The sequence below is a fragment of the Proteus sp. ZN5 genome (assembly GCF_011046025.1).
GTDB lineage: Bacteria > Pseudomonadota > Gammaproteobacteria > Enterobacterales > Enterobacteriaceae > Proteus.
On the sequence record NZ_CP047639.1, the window covers coordinates 1,394,038 to 1,411,021 of the forward strand.

Below are 16,984 nucleotides of genomic sequence, written 5' to 3' on the forward strand. Positions count from 1 at the left end.
AGACAGGCATTGAGAGGGATACCTGTCTTTTTTTATATTTGGTAATTACTCTTTATGTAAATCTAAAATCAAAATTTTAGAACGGCGCTGGTAATTATAAAGTGCTTGTTTTTCAATCGGTAGCTTATCTATTTCAGCCGGTTCAAATCCTTTTTCTTGAAACCAGTGTATGCTACGAGTTGTCAAAACAAACAGCTTTTCTAACCCTAATTGCTTAGCATGTGCTGAAATACGCTGTAGTAAAACTTCACCACGACAAGAGCTGCGATAATCAGGGTGTACTGCAACACAAGCCATTTCACCAATTCTTTCTGATGGATAAGGATAGAGTGCTGCGCATGCAATAGTCATATTATCGCGTTCAATAATGGTGAATTGGTCAATTTCAATTTCCAATTGCTCTCTTGAACGTCTGACTAAAATACCTTGTTGTTCTAATGGGCGAATAAGTTCGAGTATGCCACCAATATCATTAATATTCGCTCTACGAACTTTCTCTGCACTCTCCATAACGATTTGAGTACCAATACCATCACGAGAGAATAATTCTTGAATAAGAGCACCATCAGATTGATAACTTAGTAAGTGGCTGCGTTCTACACCACGACGGCAGGCTTTAACTGCTCCTCGTAAGAATCTTACTGTACCTGAATGGTAATCACCTTCCGTTTGTAGCTCTCGAATTTTATCTTCAGCTTGATTAGGTAATAGTTCAGAAACAATGTGGCCTTCCTCATCGACAACACCTTGGAATGAACAAAAACCAATTAACTTTTGTGCTTTAAGCTTTATAGCAAGCTGTGTTGCGACTTCTTCTGAAGTGAGATTAAAACTTTCACCTGTCACAGATACCGCAACTGGGCCAATTAATACAATGGCATTACTGTCTAATTGGCGATGAATAGCTTCTTCATCGATACGACGGATTTTTCCGCTATGGCAATAATCAACACCATCATCAACCCCTAATGGTTGAGCAATCACAAAATTGCCACTGACAACATTAATATGCGCGCCTTGTAATGGCGTATTGCTTAAACTCATTGATAGGCGAGCCGTAATATCGAGTTGTAATGTACCCGCAGCTTGTTTAACAACTTCCAAGGTTTTGCTATCTGTAATGCGCGTATATTTATGATAAATCGGCGATACCTTTTGCACCTCAAGAGCAGTATCTATTTGTGGGCGAGCACCATAAACAACCACTAAACGAATACCTAGGCTGTGTAGCAACCCAATATCGTTAATGATAGATGGGAAGTTTTCGTGAGCAATGGCTTCACCACCCAACATAATGACAAATGTTTTGCCTCTATGTGCATTAATATACGGAACCGAGTGGCGGAATCCATCGACCAATTCGGTGCTACGCTCTTTCATAAAACCCTCTCAAGTGAATTTTTATTCGCATTTAATGTATTTTTATTCTTTTTAGAGGGAAATGGCAAGTAAAATCCTATCTTATTGTTTTCCCTGAAGGCAGAATATTCGTGTAAAAGTGAGTAATTGTGCTGTTTTTAAGTGACAGTGAAGTGTGGATTGGGTAAAGTTTTTCGTTCTTAACTTTTTTTATCTCTTTTTAGAGTTTATTGACGTTAATCGTTTTTTTGGAATATTTTCATGAGTCATTCTGAGCACAATCAAACTCGTCGTCGTCTTGTTAAAGGAATTGGCGCGTTATTATTGTTAAGTGTTAGTCCTGTTGGCCTTGCTGCCACAGCATCTATTGTTGCTGTGAGGGTTTGGCCTGCCTCGACTTATACTCGCGTGACTATAGAATCCAGTACGCCACTGAAATATCGTCAGTTTGCATTATCAAATCCTGAACGTATTGTGGTGGATTTAGAAGGTATTCAACTTAATAGCGTACTGAAAGGTGTCGCTAATCAGGTTCAGACTAGCGATCCCTATTTAAAACTTATTCGCGTTGGTCAAAATACACCTAAAACAGTACGACTGGTATTTGAAGTAAAAACGCCTGTACAACCGCAAATGTTTACGCTTAAACCTGTGGCTGAATTTAAAAACCGTTTAGTGTTAGATTTCTACCCAAGCCATGGTGCTGACACGGAAGACGATCCTCTTTTAGCGCTATTACGTGAATATAACGACGGTGATTTACAACAAGCTGTACCAGCACAAACCGACACACGCAAACCGGGTAGAGCTGGGCGAGATAGACCCATTATTATCATGATCGATCCTGGTCATGGTGGGGAAGATCCGGGTGCAATTGGTAAGTATAAAACACGTGAAAAAGATGTGGTTTTACAAATTGCTCGTCGCTTAAGAACGCTTATTGATAAAGACGCCAAAATGAAGGCGTATATGACACGTAATGAAGATGTGTTTATTCCATTGACAGTACGTGTTGCTAAAGCGAGAAAAATGCAGGCAGATTTATTTGTTTCTATTCATGCTGATGCGTTTACTAACCGCTCTGCAAGAGGTTCTTCTGTTTTTGCATTATCAAAAACGGGCGCAACCAGTAACACAGCGCGCTATCTTGCTCAAACACAAAATGAGTCTGACTTAATTGGTGGGGTGAGTAAAAGTGGCGATCGCTATGTAGACCATGCAATGCTCGATCTCGTACAAACTGCGACTATTAATGACAGCCTAAAATTTGGTAGTGAAGTACTTAAGTTATTGGGTGGGATTAATAAACTGCATAAAAATAAAGTTGATCAGGCAGGTTTTGCGGTATTAAAAGCGCCTGAGATCCCTTCTATCTTAGTAGAAACGGCTTTTATCAGTAATATCGAAGAAGAGAAAAAACTAAAAACCGCTAAATTCCAGCAACAGATCGCAGAGTCTATTTTCAAAGGGATCAAAGCTTATTTCGCTAATGGTGGTGAATTAACATTAGCTGACCGTAGCTAACTTTTTCCTATATCCTTTCTTATATTCCAGTAGAAAGCCAAGATCATACGCTTTCTATTGGAGTCTCTTCTTGTATTTTCAACACAATAAATCTATCCAATACAATGCGTTATTGAGATAACAGAAATTTAATGTAATAAATCTAAGATTGATACGATTAGGTTTGTGAATTAAGAGGGGAAGTAAAAATGAGAAGAATTTTTGAATAGAAATTGGTTGCGGGAGCTGGATTTGAACCAACGACCTTCGGGTTATGAGCCCGACGAGCTACCATGCTGCTCCATCCCGCGACTGAATTGTTGTTTATAGAATTGGTTGCGGGAGCTGGATTTGAACCAACGACCTTCGGGTTATGAGCCCGACGAGCTACCATGCTGCTCCATCCCGCGACTGATACTATAACTTACTGCTTTGTGAATTGGTTGCGGGGGCCAGATTTGAACTGACGACCTTCGGGTTATGAGCCCGACGAGCTACCAAGCTGCTCCACCCCGCGTCTCCACAGAGGGGCACTATACTCAGGATTTACTGAGTTGCAAGTTTTTTATGAAATTTTTACAGTTTTCTTTTAAAAACGGTCAGAAATAACACATCAAGATGTAAATTTAGGCAGTTATACTCGACATACTTCAAGGTATTTAGAATATATACTTGATGTTTAAAAGTCATATTGATTGGGTGATAATAGAAAGTCTTAGCAATCGGTATATTAATATCTTTATTGATTTTGCTTTGGTATCTTTCTAAGTCAAAATCAACACTCAAATTTAGTCATTAAGTGGGTCAAAATGGTTACTTGGCGAAAATCGTTAATTTTAGGTATGTTAGCGCTTGCCTTGACAGGATGTCATCGTCCAACAGAGCAAGGGCAACAGTATAAAGATGGAAAGCTTAAACAAGATCTCATTGAGGTAAGTTCGCCAAATACGCAAGGTACACCCATTAATGGCCCTGATTACTTACAACAAGTAAGTCAGATAAATCAAACATCATCTCGCTTGTACAATAGCAATAAAGAGACTTATCAGGCGGTTGAAAACTGGATTCGCTCTGGTGCAGATACACGCCAATTACGTCAGTTCAATCTTTCTGCATTTCAAATGGAAGGGGTTGATAAGTACGGAAATGTTCAATTTACAGGATATTACACACCGGTTCTTGAAGCTCGTTTAACTCCACAAGGTGAGTTTCAATACCCTCTTTATAAAATGCCTGCTAACAGTCGTTCAAAATTGCCTTCCCGTGCTGCTATTTATAATGGTGCATTAAGCCAATCTTTAATTGCTGCTTACAGTAACTCCATTATGGATAACTTTATGATGGAAGTTCAGGGAAGCGGCTATGTTGATTTTGGCGATGGGAAACCTTTAACCTTCTTTGGTTATGCAGGTAAAAACGGTCACCCTTACCGTAGTATTGGCAAAGTACTTATTGATAATGGTGAAGTAGAAAGAAAAGATATGTCTATGCTTGCGATTAGAGATTGGGCTGATAAGCACAATGATGCTGAAGTGAGAAAATTATTAGAAGAAAACCCATCATTTGTTTTTTTCAAACCAGAGCCTTTTACACCAGTTAGAGGTGCTAGTGCTATCCCACTTGTTGCACTTGCCTCTGTGGCTTCAGATAGAAGCATTATTCCAGCAGGAACGGTGTTATTGGCTGAAATTCCTGTACTTGATAATGCAGGTAATTTTACAGGTGAATATCAAATGCGTTTAATGGTGGCATTAGATGTAGGTGGTGCAATTAAAGGGCATCATTTCGATATTTATCATGGAATTGGTAAAGATGCGGGCCATATGGCAGGTTTTTATAATCACTATGGGCGTGTTTGGGTATTAAAAAAATCACAGCTTAACTCATTAAACCCTTCGTTATAAAAACGATTTACTCTTTATCTGTTCGTTATTAACGGTAAAATTATGCAAACGACATGGCTATTGATATTAATAGCCATGATTATTTCTGTTATTTAGGTTGTTATCGCATTATGCAAAATTCATTATCAGATTCATATTTACAACGCTTTTCTGGAATAGGGCGACTTTATGGGCAAAAAGCGTTGTCTTATTTTGCTCAGGCTCATATCTGTGTCGTGGGTATAGGCGGCGTCGGCAGTTGGGCTGCTGAAGCATTAGCTCGTAGTGGTATTGGTGCTATCACCTTAATTGATATGGATGATGTGTGTGTGACTAACACTAATCGGCAAATACATGCGCTGAAAGAGAGTGTGGGCCAACCTAAATGTGAAGTGATGAAACAGCGTATTTTAGAAATCAATCCAGAATGTAAAGTGACAAGCGTTGATGATTTTGTCACGGTGGATAACGTCGCTGAAATGATGAATAACAACTTTGATTATGTCATCGATGCAATTGATAGTGTAAGACCAAAAGCTGCATTATTAGCTTACTGCCGTCGTTATAAAATCCCAGTGATCACAACAGGTGGTGCTGGTGGGCAAATTGATCCAACACAAATTCAAGTAGTTGATTTAGCAAAAACAATTCAAGATCCCCTCGCGGCTAAATTAAGAGAGCGTTTGAAATCTGATTTTAATGTCGTAAAAAATAGTAAAGGAAAACTAGGAATAGATTGTGTTTTCTCAACAGAACAATTGGTTTATCCACAAGGGGATGGTACGGTTTGCGCAGCAAAAAGTACGGCTGAGGGCGTAAAAAGAATGGATTGTTCAGCTGGTTTTGGTGCCGTAACGATGGTAACGGCGTCATTTGGTTTTATTGCGGTGTCTCATGCGCTGAAGAAGATGCTAGCGAAGGTGCAGCGTGCTCATGATACTCGTTATACTTCAAGCCACAGCGTTGTTTGACGAATACTCGTCATACTTCAAGCCACAGCTTTGTTGACTGAGTTCATTCGCACTAGCCACATACTCATGATACTCGTCATACTTCAAGCCACAGCTTTGTTGACTGAGTTCATTCGCACTAGCCACATACTCATGATACTCGTCATACTTCAAGCCACAGCTTTGTTGACGGCGTTCATTCGCACTAGTCACATACTTATGTATGCTCCTAGCGACTCATTCACTTGTCGCCTAGCTGTGACTTGAATTATTTAGAGTATCGACTTGTTACATATTAACTTATTAATGAATTTTATTTTTAATCACAGGTTATATGTTTCTAGCGACTCATTCACTTGTCGCCTAGCTGTGACTTGAATTATTTAGAGTATCGACTTGTTACATATTAACTTATTAATGAATTTTATTTTTAATCACAGGTTATATGTTTCTAGCGACTCATTCACTTGTCGCCTAGCTGTGACTTGAATTATTTAGAGTATCGACTTGTTACATATTAACTTATTAATGAATTTTATTTTTAATCACAGGTTATATGTTTCTAGCGACTCATTCACTTGTCGCCTAGCTGTGACTTGAATTATTTAGAGTATCGACTTGTTACATATTAACTTATTAATGAATTTTATTTTTAATCACAGGTTATATGTTTCTAGCGACTCATTTACTTGCCGCCTAGCTGTGACTTGAATTATTTAGAGTATCGACTTGTTATGTATTAACTTATTAGAGATCTTGAGTCTCAGCTAAGGTTATGATTGAGAGGTGAGTGATTTTAATCGTGCGATAATCGCATTCACTCCGTCAGTGCGAGATTGGCTAATTTGATTAGCCAATCCTAATTGATCAAAAATAGCTAACATATCGATATCAGCTATTTCTTGCGCCGTTTTATTTTCAACAACGGCTAAAATAATAGTCAGTAAGCCTTTTACAATACGACCATCACTATCGCCATAAACATGGTATTTGCCGTTATTATTTAACTCGACACCAAGCCACACTCTATTTTCACAACCTTTGATCTCTTTCTCTGTTGTTTTTAATTCATCTGGTAATGTAGGTAATTTACGCGAGAGTTGAATTAATTGGCGGTATTTGTCTTCCCATGCTTTTGATTTTTGGAAATCCTCAAGCAAGGTAGCTAAGGTAATTTCATGACCAAATGGGTGCTGAGTTGCAAGCAGAGGTGTGTTGTTATTCATTTCTATTATTCATCTTTTAAGAGTGATAGAGCAAATTTAACGGCATTAATAAAGGCATCAATATCAGTGTGTTGATTATAAGGCATAAAAGAAATGCGTAAACAGCCTGAAATATTTAATGAATCAATAAGAGGTTGAGCGCAGTGTTGCCCTGTGCGCAATGCAATATCTTTCTCTGCGATTAATGTGGCTAAATCACTATGATGAACACCTTCGAAATTGAAAGAAACCACCGATGAGTTAGCAGCTCGGTAACTGATAAACCCATTTAGCTCACTGAGGCGCTTCTCAGCTTCATCTGCAAGCTCAAGAGCGTATTGGTTAGCACGATGCATATTTTGTTTTTCTAACCATGCTAATGTGGCTGAAAATGCAATAACACCTGCAATATTAGGTGTTCCAGCTTCAAAACGCTGAGGAATAGGGGCTGGAGAAAAGCCATCAAATGTTGCGTTAGTTAGCATTTTTCCACCACCATGCCAAGGTGCCATCGCTTCTAAAAGCTCGCGTTTACCATAACAAATACCTAATCCATTAGGGCCATAAAGTTTGTGAGCAGAAAAAACATAGAAGTCGATATTGAGTGCCGTGACATCTGTTGGCTGATGAACAATACCTTGTGCACCATCGACAACCAGTAAGCAATTATCATATTGATGAACACAATGAGACACTTTATCTAATGCGATTTGAGCGCCTGTTACATTCGACATTTGGCTAACAGCGACAATTCGTGTCCGTTTATTGATTAAAGCATTTAAGCTATCAATTGAAGGTAGAAAATTATCCTCTATTGCCCAGCGGATCACGCGTGCGCCTGTCTGTTCTGCCAGTATCAACCAAGGTATAAGGTTTGCATGATGTTCTTGCTCACTAACAATTATTTCATCACCTGCCTGTAACCGCGGACGAAAATAGCCTTGAGTAATAAAATTGAGTGATTCTGTGGTGCCTTTTGTCCAAATAATCGTATCACTATCAGTACTATTGATTAATTCGGCAACTTGTTGACGCGTCGCCTCATATTGTTGTGTTGTTTCTTTAGCATGTTGATATTGGCTACGGTGAACTGTTGCAAAATTATAGCGATAAAACGCATCTGAGGCTTCTATCATGGCGAGAGGCTTTAATGCTGTTGCTGCACTATCGAGATAAATAGTCTTTTCTTTAAGAGCAGGAAATTGTTGTCGAAATAAATCAGGTGAAAATACGTTCATAGTTAGGCTGTATTGGTAGACGAATAAATTTTCGTGATTTGTTGTTAAAAATAGGGCGTATAGATTATACGGTTAATTATATTTATTTATAACGGAAACCTAGGAGTATCCGTTTTTTCTGGCTCATTGTGCCCATAATAACACGATTAAGATGGTGAAAGTTCACTCAATAAAAAATCACTGAGATCAGATTAATATCCTATTTTTTCTTGTTTAAATTTATTTTGGATAAATCGAGGTGAATTTTTTTAGAATAATGATGATAAGTCCATTATAAAAAATGGATGAAAACATCAAAACAGAGTATGTGAGTAATCAAAAAATAGAGAAAAATAGGGAATAAAAAAAGCACCGCCTTGGCGGTGCACTATAAAATCACTATGGACAGACAGGGTAAATGTACAGGAAGTGAAAAAAAACAGTAGCATCAGCTACTAAGTCTGGAATTTCCAGACAACTTGCAAACACAACATCACAACCACAAAGCCAAAAGTTTTGCAGTATTACTACTACACAACTTTTCGTTCCGGCTTAGGAAGTGCGCTTACTATAGGTATTTACTGGCTAATCATCAAGGGACAATTTATAATGCTTCGCATAAAAAAAACTAATGATGAAAGTTAGGGTCTACTAATAGCCAAAATAGGGGTTTAAGAACCGAATATGTCTAAACGTTTACCGCCATTAAATGCGCTTAGGGTTTTTGATTCAGCGGCACGTCATTTAAGTTTTACTAAAGCCGCTGAAGAATTATTTGTGACACAAGCAGCAGTGAGCCACCAAATTAAAACATTAGAAGAATTCCTTGGGCTAAAATTATTTAGAAGGCGCAATCGCTCTCTCTTATTAACAGAAGAAGGGCAAAGTTATTACCTCGACATTAAAGAAATCTTTTCATCAATTAACGAGGCAACTCGCAAATTATTAGCTCGAAGCGCGAAAGGTGCACTTACCGTTAGCCTTTCTCCAAGTTTTGCTATTCAATGGTTAGTACCACGATTATCTGGATTTAACCAAGCTTATCCTGGGATTGATGTGCGAATTCAGGCTGTTGATCGAGAAGAAGATAAGCTGGCTGACGATGTTGATGTAGCCATTTTTTATGGCCGAGGAAACTGGACAGGGTTACGTACAGACCGTCTTTATGCGGAATATTTAATTCCTGTTTGTGCGCCATCTTTACTTACAGGTGAAAAACCACTAAAAACCCCATCCGATCTGATTTATCATACACTACTGCATGATACATCTCGTCGAGATTGGCAAGCGTATGTACGTCAATTAGAGATACAAAATCAGATTAATGTGCAACAAGGGCCTATTTTTAGCCATAGTTCAATGGTGATACAGGCCGCTGTACATGGACAAGGTGTCGCATTAGTTAATAATGTAATGGCACGTAGTGAAATAGAATCAGGTCGATTAGTAAGACCTTTTCCAGATGTCCTTGTTAGTAAAAATGCATTTTATTTAGTTTGCCAAGATAGCCAGGCTGAATTGGGTAAAATTGCGGCTTTTCGCCAATGGATTTTATCTCAAGCAGCGAATGAGCAAGAAAAGCTGGGTTTACTGACATCATCTTAATATTGCGATTGGCAAATATCTTCTAGATAGGAAGGAATAAACAGTGAATAGTCGTACATTGCTTATGTTTTCCGCGATTAGTGGCTTCTTTTATGTTGCTTTTGGTGCATTTGCAACTCATAAGCTAGCACCTCATTTATCGCCACAACATTGGGAATATATTCAGTTAGCGATGCGCTACCAAATCGTCCATACCTTATTACTTGTCGGGATCGCGGCAATGTTAATGCGTAAAACTATTTTATGGTTTTATTGGGCGGGTATTTTCTTTGGTGTTGGTATTCTACTTTTCAGTGGTAGCCTTTATTGTATGGCACTAACACAAGTTAGATTATTATCTTATTTTACGCCAATTGGTGGATTTAGTTTTCTTATTGGTTGGGCTTTAATTTTTATTGGCGCTTTGCGTCTAAGGGCACCGGCGTCTCGCCATGAATAAAGTTGCATTATATTGTCGCCAAGGTTTTGAAAAAGAGTGCGCGGCTGAGATTACGGATAAAGCAGGTCAAATCGGCGTTTACGGTTTTCCTCGTGTTAAAGAGGGAAGTGGTTATGTGATCTTTGAGTGCTACCAAGAAGGTGATGCAGACAAGATCGCGCGAGAAGTGAATTTCCGTGAATTAATTTTTGCTCGTCAGATGTTTGTAACAGGTGAATTACTTAAAGATTTACCGCCAGAAGATAGAATTACACCGATTGTTGGAATGCTAAAAGGTGCTGTTGAAAAAGCGGGTGAACTTCGAGTGGAAGTCGCAGACACTAACGAAAGCAAGGAATTATTAAAATTCTGCCGTAAATTTACGGTGCCATTACGTAATCATTTACGTAATGAGAAAATTTTGCTGAAAGTTGAGAATTTTAGCCGTCCTATTATCCATGTGTTTTTTATTGCGCCGGGATGTTGTTATGTTGGCTATTCTTATAGTTTCAATAATTCTGCATTTTACATGGGGATTCCTCGATTAAAATTCCCATCAGATGCACCAAGTCGTTCGACACTAAAACTTGAAGAAGCATTTCATATCTTCATTCCTTATGACGAGTGGGAAGAGCGTTTAGCAAGCGGAATGAAAGCGGTCGATTTAGGTGCATGCCCCGGCGGTTGGACATATCAATTAGTGAAACGCAGTATGATGGTACATGCTGTTGATAATGGTCCAATGGCACAATCTTTAATGGATACAGGGCAAGTTCGTCATCACCAAGTTGATGGTTTTAAATTTGAACCTACATCTAAAAATATCACATGGCTTGTTTGTGATATGGTTGAGAAGCCAGCTAAAGTTGCTGCATTAATGACGACTTGGATTGCTAATGAATGGTGTCGAGAAGCTATCTTTAACCTAAAACTGCCAATGAAAAAGCGTTATGAGGAAGTTTCTCATATCCTTGAAAAAATAAAGTCGGAGTTGGGGGAAAAAGGGATTAACGTTAAGATCCAAGCTAAGCATCTTTATCATGATAGAGAAGAGATCACGGTTCATATCCAAAATATTTGGGCTGCTTATCGACCAGACCGTGAATTCTAAAAACGCTTAAAGCACATTGATTTATTGATGACAATAAAAGGCGAAGCTTCTATTTATAAGCTTCGCCTTTTTTAATGGACTAGTTATTTAAAAATATCAGTGAGTTGAATCTTGATGATTGGGAACTTAGCTATTTTAAACGTAATTGTTGTAGATTACCGTTTAATTGAATATCAGTACGTAATGTGGTGATTTTTCGACTGATAAATGCGGACTCTTTATGGGTAATAAGTTTGTTTTGCCATTTAGTAGGGACATCATCAATATGTTGATAAAGCGATTCTAGATCTGGATGAATTTGTAAAAGCTCGGTGGCACTTTTCGGCCCAATACCGGGGACACCTGCCACTTTACTGCTACTTACACCCGTTAATCCCCAATAGTCGGTAAGTTGAGATGGTTCGACACCAAATTCAGCTCTAATGAACTCTAAATCTAACCAGCGCCGTTGAAAATAATCACGTATACGAATAGAGGGCGAAAGCAATTGGCAATAGCCTTTGTCCGTTGAGATAATCGTGACTCGAAAACCCGCACTCGCCACTTTGGTTGCTAATGTAGCTGCCACGTCATCTGCTTCATCACCACCCGAGTGCCAGCTCTGTATTCCTAAATTAAGCAACATGGCTTTAATTTCAGGTAATTGTTGTCGCAAATCATCAGGCATTGGCGTGCGACCCGCTTTATAATCAGGTAAGAGCTGATGTCGCCAACTACCGTCTCTGTCATCCTCATCGAAGACCGCTACGGCATGAGTAGGTTGTGTGTGTCCAAGCAGTTGGTTGACGCTCTGTTCACACACAGTCTGGCAGGAGGAAGAACCTGATGCCGCATGAATGCGGCGGATCAGGTTTAAAGCATCAATAATCAGCAAATGTATCATAATAAATTAGCTGATAATCTCGTAACATGGTTGGTAAGCTGTACCACCCGGAAGTTTCATACGATGTTGCTCAACAAAGCCCGCCAATAAAATATCCATGCGACGCATAATTTCACGATCACCATGAATTTTATAAGGACCATAAGCTTCAATCGCCTTCATACCCACTTCTTTTACGTTACCTGCAACAATACCCGAGAACGCACGACGTAAGTCAGCCGCTAATTTTTCAGGTGATTGATCGGTACTTAAGTTAAGTGATGCCATATTTTCATGTGTTGGTTCAAAAGGAAGCTGTAAATCAGCATTGATCTTCATTGACCAGTTAAAGCTATAAGCATCACCAGTACTGCGACGATTATCTTTTACCAAAGGCATATATTTTTTCATGATACGAGCAACTTCAGGTGCATCATCAATAATAATTTGGTAATGGCGTCGAGCTTCGTCGCCTAATGTATTCGCGATAAAATCATCTAATACATTAAAGTAGTCCGCGCTCTCTTTAGGGCCGGTTAAAATCAGTGGTAATACTTGATCTTGGTTTTCTGGTGACATAAGAATACCAAGCAGGTACAGTAATTCTTCCGCTGTCCCTACACCACCTGGGAAAATAATAATCCCGTGTCCAATTCGAACGAACGATTCCAGACGTTTTTCAATATCTGGCATAATAATCAGTTCGTTAACTAATGGATTTGGTGGCTCAGCTGCAATGATTGAAGGCTCTGTCATACCAATAAAACGGCTATTTTTATAACGTTGTTGAGCATGACCAACCGCAGCCCCTTTCATTGGTGCTTCCATCGCACCGGGTCCACAACCTGTGCAGATATTGAGTTCACGTAACCCTAATTCGTTACCTACTTTTCTGCCGTAAAGGTACTCAGTTTCATTGATTGAGTGGCCTCCCCAGCAAACGATCATATTAGGATCTTCATCAATATGAAGGGCTCGTGCATTGCGCAAAATCGAGAAAATAGTATTAGTGATATGGGTGCTATTTTCTAAGTTCAGGTGAAGATCACGCTCTGCGGTTGTGATCTGACCATGAACAAACAATATGTCACGAAGCACTGCAAATAAGTTAGCTTGTAGTGAGCGAATAATTTTTCCGTCAACAAAGGCGTCTTCAGGAGGATTGACTAACTCTAGTTTTACGCCACGTTCACGGCGTAGTACGTTAATATCAAAATCTTGGTATTTAGATAACAGTTCTTTACTACTATCAGTAAGGCTACCAGAGTTGAGAACAGCAAGAGAACAATTGCGAAACAGCTGATAAAGATCACTGCTTGCGGTTCTCTTTAGCATATCAACTTCTAGCTGTGAAAGCAGATCCATGGAACCTAATGGGCTGACATGAGTTATCACGTAGGACTCCTTTTTCTCCTGAAATAACAAACTGAAGTGCAACTGATCTTGGTATAACACAGATCATATTAACATACAGGCATTATTCCCGTTATTGTCTGGCTAATCGACTAATTTCTGGAACAAACTCACAATTACTACGCCAAGGATTGATGTCTAATCCACCGCGTCGTGTATATCTTGCATAAACAGTTAATGTTTCTGGCGCACATAATTGCATGATATCGTGGAAAATTCGCTCAACACACTGTTCATGAAATTCATTGTGCTGTCTAAATGAAACTAAATAGCGTAGTAGTTTTTCACGATCAATCTTTTTACCCTTATATTGAATAGCGACTGATCCCCAATCTGGTTGATTGGTAATCAGGCAATTTGATTTTAACAGATGGCTGACAAGGGTTTCTTCAACTTGTTTATCGGTTGTCGATTCGTTTAACCATTGCACATCAAACTGATAATTATCAATTTCAATATCTTGTTCATCAATACACTCTCCAGCAAAATCAACAATAGGTTGTGATGTAAAATGCGAAAGTGGATAAATGGTCAGATTAACTTTGCCTTTAGCACAAGTCGTTAAATCTTTAAGTAAGGTTTCTTCGACGATATCCCAACTTTCAAAACGAGTCTGATTAAAACTGTTGAGATATAATTTAAAGCTTTTAGATTCAATAAGATTTTCAGTGGTTGCATCTAATTCAACATGACCAATAGCAACTTGTGGTAAGCCTTTGCTATTAAGCCATGAGAGTTCATACATAGTCCAAATATCACCACCATGAAAAGGTAAATTTTCAGCAGTTAAAGAGAGTGAATCTCGATTTAGGCTACGTGGTACACCTTGCAATAATCCGGCATCATATTGATCATGATATTGAGTCTCTTTGCCCAGAGATAATGCTTCAAGAGATTTATCACCTTGATATAAAGACATAACTTACATCCTAACTTTAACTGAAAATAAAAGAAGGTTAATTATACTATTGAAACATCAATAGTATATGAATGCTTTATTTTTGATGCTCTGAATTAGTGAGATAATCAGGTAACATAAAGGAAATTTTTATTTAAATAGATAAAACAGACAATCATGACTGAAAACATCTCCTCTGAATTAAAAACCTTTACGCAAAAATATGTTGATTTATGGCAAGAAAAATCAGGTTTACCTCCTGCAAGTGAAGATCTTTATGGTGTTCCTTCTATTTGTATATCAAGAACAGGAGATGAAGTTGTTTACTGGTTACCACAGCCTTTTGTAGGAACAGATAAACTAGAAAAAGTTGAAAAAGCAATGGGAATTATTATTCGTCCTGAATTGCATGATTATTTTACCACTCAGTATGCTGGTGATATGCAAGTTCGTTTTAGAGAGGTAGATTTCAGCTTGATCCAAGTGTGGAGTGAAGAAGACTTTATTCGCTTACAAGAAAATATTATTGGTCATTTAGTGACACAAAAACGTTTAAAACTTACACCCACATTATTTATTGGTACCACAGATTCAGAAAATGAAATAATTTCCGTGTGTAATGTTTCCGGTGAAGTCATTCTTGAAACTTTCGGCAAAAAGAAAAGAGAAGTTTTAGCTGAAAATTTATCTCTTTTTCTATCAGAATTAGTCGCTGTATATAATGACTGACGTACTCTATAAACCTTTTTTCTTGTGAGATATATCTTACAAAAAAGTGTGTGTGTTTTTATCAAAAAGATGTCACTGATAAAAATAAAATTGATTTATTTAAGTAGAGCAATAAGTTATTAACTTATTGTTTTTATTTATAGTTATGGCTCTTTAATTGTTTTTGTTTTGTGGGTTGTTTAACTAATCAATTATTGGCATTCTACGTCCACCAGCTAAGGGACTGCTTGGTGACCGATAAAATGTAGAGTAATCAAGGACACAGGAAATAGGATATTTCCATTAATGTGGATACGGACTTAATCACAGGGATAGATAAAAACGGTCTTGCTTGGACGCACGTGTTGTACAGACAACTATTTTTCTTGTCTAAAAGGAGTTTCGGCTCCTTTTATTTTTTTATTTGTTTTCTGCTATTCCATCCCAATGTTATCCTTATTCGTAAGTTTTATATAAAGGATAAATGATGACACCAGAACAACGTATTTTAGCGAAATTGCTCTTGATTGAAGAAGAGATGAAGAACATTGAGCTATGGCAACTAGAATCACCTACTGAACAAGCATTTGAAAGTGTTGAGCCTTTCTGCATTGATACTATGAGTGCTCATGAATGGTTACAGTGGGTATTAATTCCGCGGTTGTCATCGATGATTGAAAGCGATATGCCATTACCTAATGCATTTTCAATCGCACCTTATTACGAAGAAGCATTTAAAGAAGATAAGAGTCGAGATGTTACTGATTTACTCAATCATTTGCGTGAACTCGACGCAATGTTTAAATCGTAAGGCCGATAATGCTAGATATTATTTATCAAGATGAACATCTTGTTGCGGTGAATAAACCTGCGGGTTGGCTTGTTCACCGCAGTTGGCTAGATAGACATGAAACAGTGTTTGTCATGCAGACACTAAGAGATCAAATAGGGCAACATGTTTTCCCTGTGCATCGTCTAGATAGACCTACTTCAGGTGTTCTATTAATGGCACTTTCTTCTGATGTCGCTAGAGCACTTTCTCAATCTTTTGAACAACATAAAACAGAAAAAATTTATCATGCTGTTGTTCGAGGATACGTTGAAGAGGCATCTGTTATAGATAGCCCTTTAGTCGAAGAACTCGATAAAATTGCAGATAAATTTGCAACTCAACCACCACAAATTCAAGATTGTGTAACGCATTGCCAGCCATTAGGAACTGTCGAAAAAGAGGTTGCGATTGGGCGCTACCCTACATCTCGATTTAGTTTATTAGAGTTACGCCCTGAAACGGGTCGCAAGCATCAATTACGCCGCCATATGTCTCATATTCGACATCCAATTATTGGTGATACCGCTCATGGCGATTTACGTCAAAACCGTGGTGTTGTAAATCATTTTCAATCCCATCGCTTGATGTTACATGCAAGCCATCTAAACTTAATTCATCCAATTACATTGCAACCACTTAGCTTAACAGCTAAATGGGATCTGCCTTGGCAACACCTTATTAATCAATTTGGTTGGCGTGGATTAAGGCCTGAATTAGAGCAGTATGGTGAAGATTTAGCTCATCATTTTTAATTCCTTTCTTATTTCAAATATTACTTTCAATTCGTGACTATCAAAGCTTTTTTACTTAAGTCTTGATAGTTTGCGCAAATTTATAGTCTATTTTAACTATTTGTAAAATATATAATTCTATTAATTGATCTGATCACATGTTTTGAAACGTGACAGCTATCATGTATTCATTAAGCGATTTATTTTATGATGTGAAATAAATAAAGCTTATCATTAGATAAGTTTATGAAATAAAACCCATACTACTTTAAACAAATAAAAACTTACA

15 protein-coding genes and 3 tRNA genes are annotated in these 16,984 nt (G+C 38.1%); 9 read left to right on the forward strand and 9 right to left on the reverse strand.

Features of this window, described 5'->3' with window-relative positions:
* Positions 1 to 45: 45 nt before the first annotated feature.
* Positions 46 to 1,380, reverse strand: a complete 1,335-nt coding sequence (gene argA / locus GTK47_RS06310) for an amino-acid N-acetyltransferase (protein WP_165122466.1) — start codon at positions 1,378 to 1,380, stop codon at positions 46 to 48.
* Between the two features lie 240 nt (positions 1,381 to 1,620).
* On the opposite strand from argA, the gene amiC reads away from it, so the two are divergent.
* The gene (gene amiC, locus GTK47_RS06315) at positions 1,621 to 2,883 is read left to right on the forward strand and encodes an N-acetylmuramoyl-L-alanine amidase AmiC (protein ID WP_165122467.1); all 1,263 of its coding nucleotides are present in this window, start codon (positions 1,621 to 1,623) and stop codon (positions 2,881 to 2,883) included.
* A gap of 213 nt (positions 2,884 to 3,096) precedes the next feature.
* On the opposite strand, the gene GTK47_RS06320 is transcribed toward amiC, so the two are convergent.
* From GTK47_RS06320 to GTK47_RS06330, 3 genes are all read right to left on the reverse strand, one after another.
* Positions 3,097 to 3,173: transfer RNA gene (locus GTK47_RS06320), tRNA-Met, on the reverse strand.
* Between the two features lie 22 nt (positions 3,174 to 3,195).
* Positions 3,196 to 3,272 (reverse strand) — tRNA-Met (locus GTK47_RS06325).
* Between the two features lie 30 nt (positions 3,273 to 3,302).
* Positions 3,303 to 3,379: transfer RNA gene (locus GTK47_RS06330), tRNA-Met, on the reverse strand.
* Between the two features lie 292 nt (positions 3,380 to 3,671).
* Between GTK47_RS06330 and mltA the strand changes: the two genes are divergently transcribed.
* Together mltA and tcdA are read left to right on the forward strand one after the other, a co-directional pair.
* Entirely contained in the window at positions 3,672 to 4,766 is a 1,095-nt protein-coding gene (gene mltA / locus GTK47_RS06335) for a murein transglycosylase A (protein ID WP_165122468.1), read from the forward strand.
* Positions 4,767 to 4,876: 110 nt separating this feature from the next.
* The gene (gene tcdA / locus GTK47_RS06340; protein WP_165126505.1) at positions 4,877 to 5,716 is read left to right on the forward strand and encodes a tRNA cyclic N6-threonylcarbamoyladenosine(37) synthase TcdA; all 840 of its coding nucleotides are present in this window, start codon (positions 4,877 to 4,879) and stop codon (positions 5,714 to 5,716) included.
* A gap of 752 nt (positions 5,717 to 6,468) precedes the next feature.
* On the opposite strand, the gene csdE is transcribed toward tcdA, so the two are convergent.
* Both csdE and csdA read right to left on the reverse strand, forming a co-directional pair.
* Complete coding sequence (gene csdE, locus GTK47_RS06345) at positions 6,469 to 6,921, reverse strand: cysteine desulfurase sulfur acceptor subunit CsdE (RefSeq protein WP_165122469.1); 453 nt, start codon at positions 6,919 to 6,921, stop codon at positions 6,469 to 6,471.
* Positions 6,922 to 6,926: 5 nt separating this feature from the next.
* Entirely contained in the window at positions 6,927 to 8,138 is a 1,212-nt protein-coding gene (gene csdA, locus GTK47_RS06350; RefSeq protein WP_165122470.1) for a cysteine desulfurase CsdA, read from the reverse strand.
* Between the two features lie 663 nt (positions 8,139 to 8,801).
* On the opposite strand from csdA, the gene GTK47_RS06355 reads away from it, so the two are divergent.
* From GTK47_RS06355 to rlmM, 3 genes are read left to right on the forward strand one after another with little or no spacing between them, the layout of a single operon-like run.
* Positions 8,802 to 9,722 carry a transcriptional regulator GcvA gene (locus GTK47_RS06355; RefSeq protein WP_023582728.1) on the forward strand — a complete coding sequence of 307 codons (921 nt, stop codon included), beginning with the start codon at positions 8,802 to 8,804 and terminating at the stop codon, positions 9,720 to 9,722.
* A 43-nt stretch (positions 9,723 to 9,765) separates the two neighbouring features.
* Positions 9,766 to 10,161 (forward strand): DUF423 domain-containing protein, encoded by a 396-nt coding sequence (locus GTK47_RS06360; RefSeq protein WP_036913817.1) that lies wholly within the window; start codon positions 9,766 to 9,768, stop codon positions 10,159 to 10,161.
* Entirely contained in the window at positions 10,154 to 11,251 is a 1,098-nt protein-coding gene (gene rlmM / locus GTK47_RS06365) for a 23S rRNA (cytidine(2498)-2'-O)-methyltransferase RlmM (RefSeq protein WP_165122471.1), read from the forward strand. Before GTK47_RS06360 ends, rlmM begins: the two co-directional genes overlap by 8 nt.
* 130 nt (positions 11,252 to 11,381) lie before the next feature.
* Here rlmM and xni read toward each other — a convergent pair whose 3' ends face one another.
* The 3 genes from xni to queF form a co-directional block, all read right to left on the reverse strand.
* Entirely contained in the window at positions 11,382 to 12,134 is a 753-nt protein-coding gene (gene xni / locus GTK47_RS06370) for a flap endonuclease Xni (RefSeq protein WP_165122472.1), read from the reverse strand.
* Positions 12,135 to 12,140: 6 nt separating this feature from the next.
* On the reverse strand, positions 12,141 to 13,508 hold the full coding sequence (ppnN, locus tag GTK47_RS06375) for a nucleotide 5'-monophosphate nucleosidase PpnN (protein WP_098942000.1): 1,368 nt from the start codon (positions 13,506 to 13,508) through the stop codon (positions 12,141 to 12,143).
* 91 nt (positions 13,509 to 13,599) lie between these two features.
* Positions 13,600 to 14,445, reverse strand: coding sequence for an NADPH-dependent 7-cyano-7-deazaguanine reductase QueF (queF, locus tag GTK47_RS06380; protein WP_165122473.1), 846 nt, complete (start codon positions 14,443 to 14,445; stop codon positions 13,600 to 13,602).
* A 156-nt stretch (positions 14,446 to 14,601) separates the two neighbouring features.
* Between queF and syd the strand changes: the two genes are divergently transcribed.
* The 3 genes from syd to truC all read left to right on the forward strand — a co-directional run bounded on the left by syd (position 14,602) and on the right by truC (position 16,716).
* Entirely contained in the window at positions 14,602 to 15,153 is a 552-nt protein-coding gene (gene syd, locus GTK47_RS06385; RefSeq protein WP_165122474.1) for a SecY-interacting protein, read from the forward strand.
* Between the two features lie 466 nt (positions 15,154 to 15,619).
* Positions 15,620 to 15,943, forward strand: a complete 324-nt coding sequence (locus tag GTK47_RS06390) for a YqcC family protein (protein ID WP_165126508.1) — start codon at positions 15,620 to 15,622, stop codon at positions 15,941 to 15,943.
* An 8-nt stretch (positions 15,944 to 15,951) separates the two neighbouring features.
* Positions 15,952 to 16,716 (forward strand): tRNA pseudouridine(65) synthase TruC, encoded by a 765-nt coding sequence (truC, locus tag GTK47_RS06395; protein WP_165122475.1) that lies wholly within the window; start codon positions 15,952 to 15,954, stop codon positions 16,714 to 16,716.
* The last annotated feature ends 268 nt before the right edge of the window (positions 16,717 to 16,984 follow it).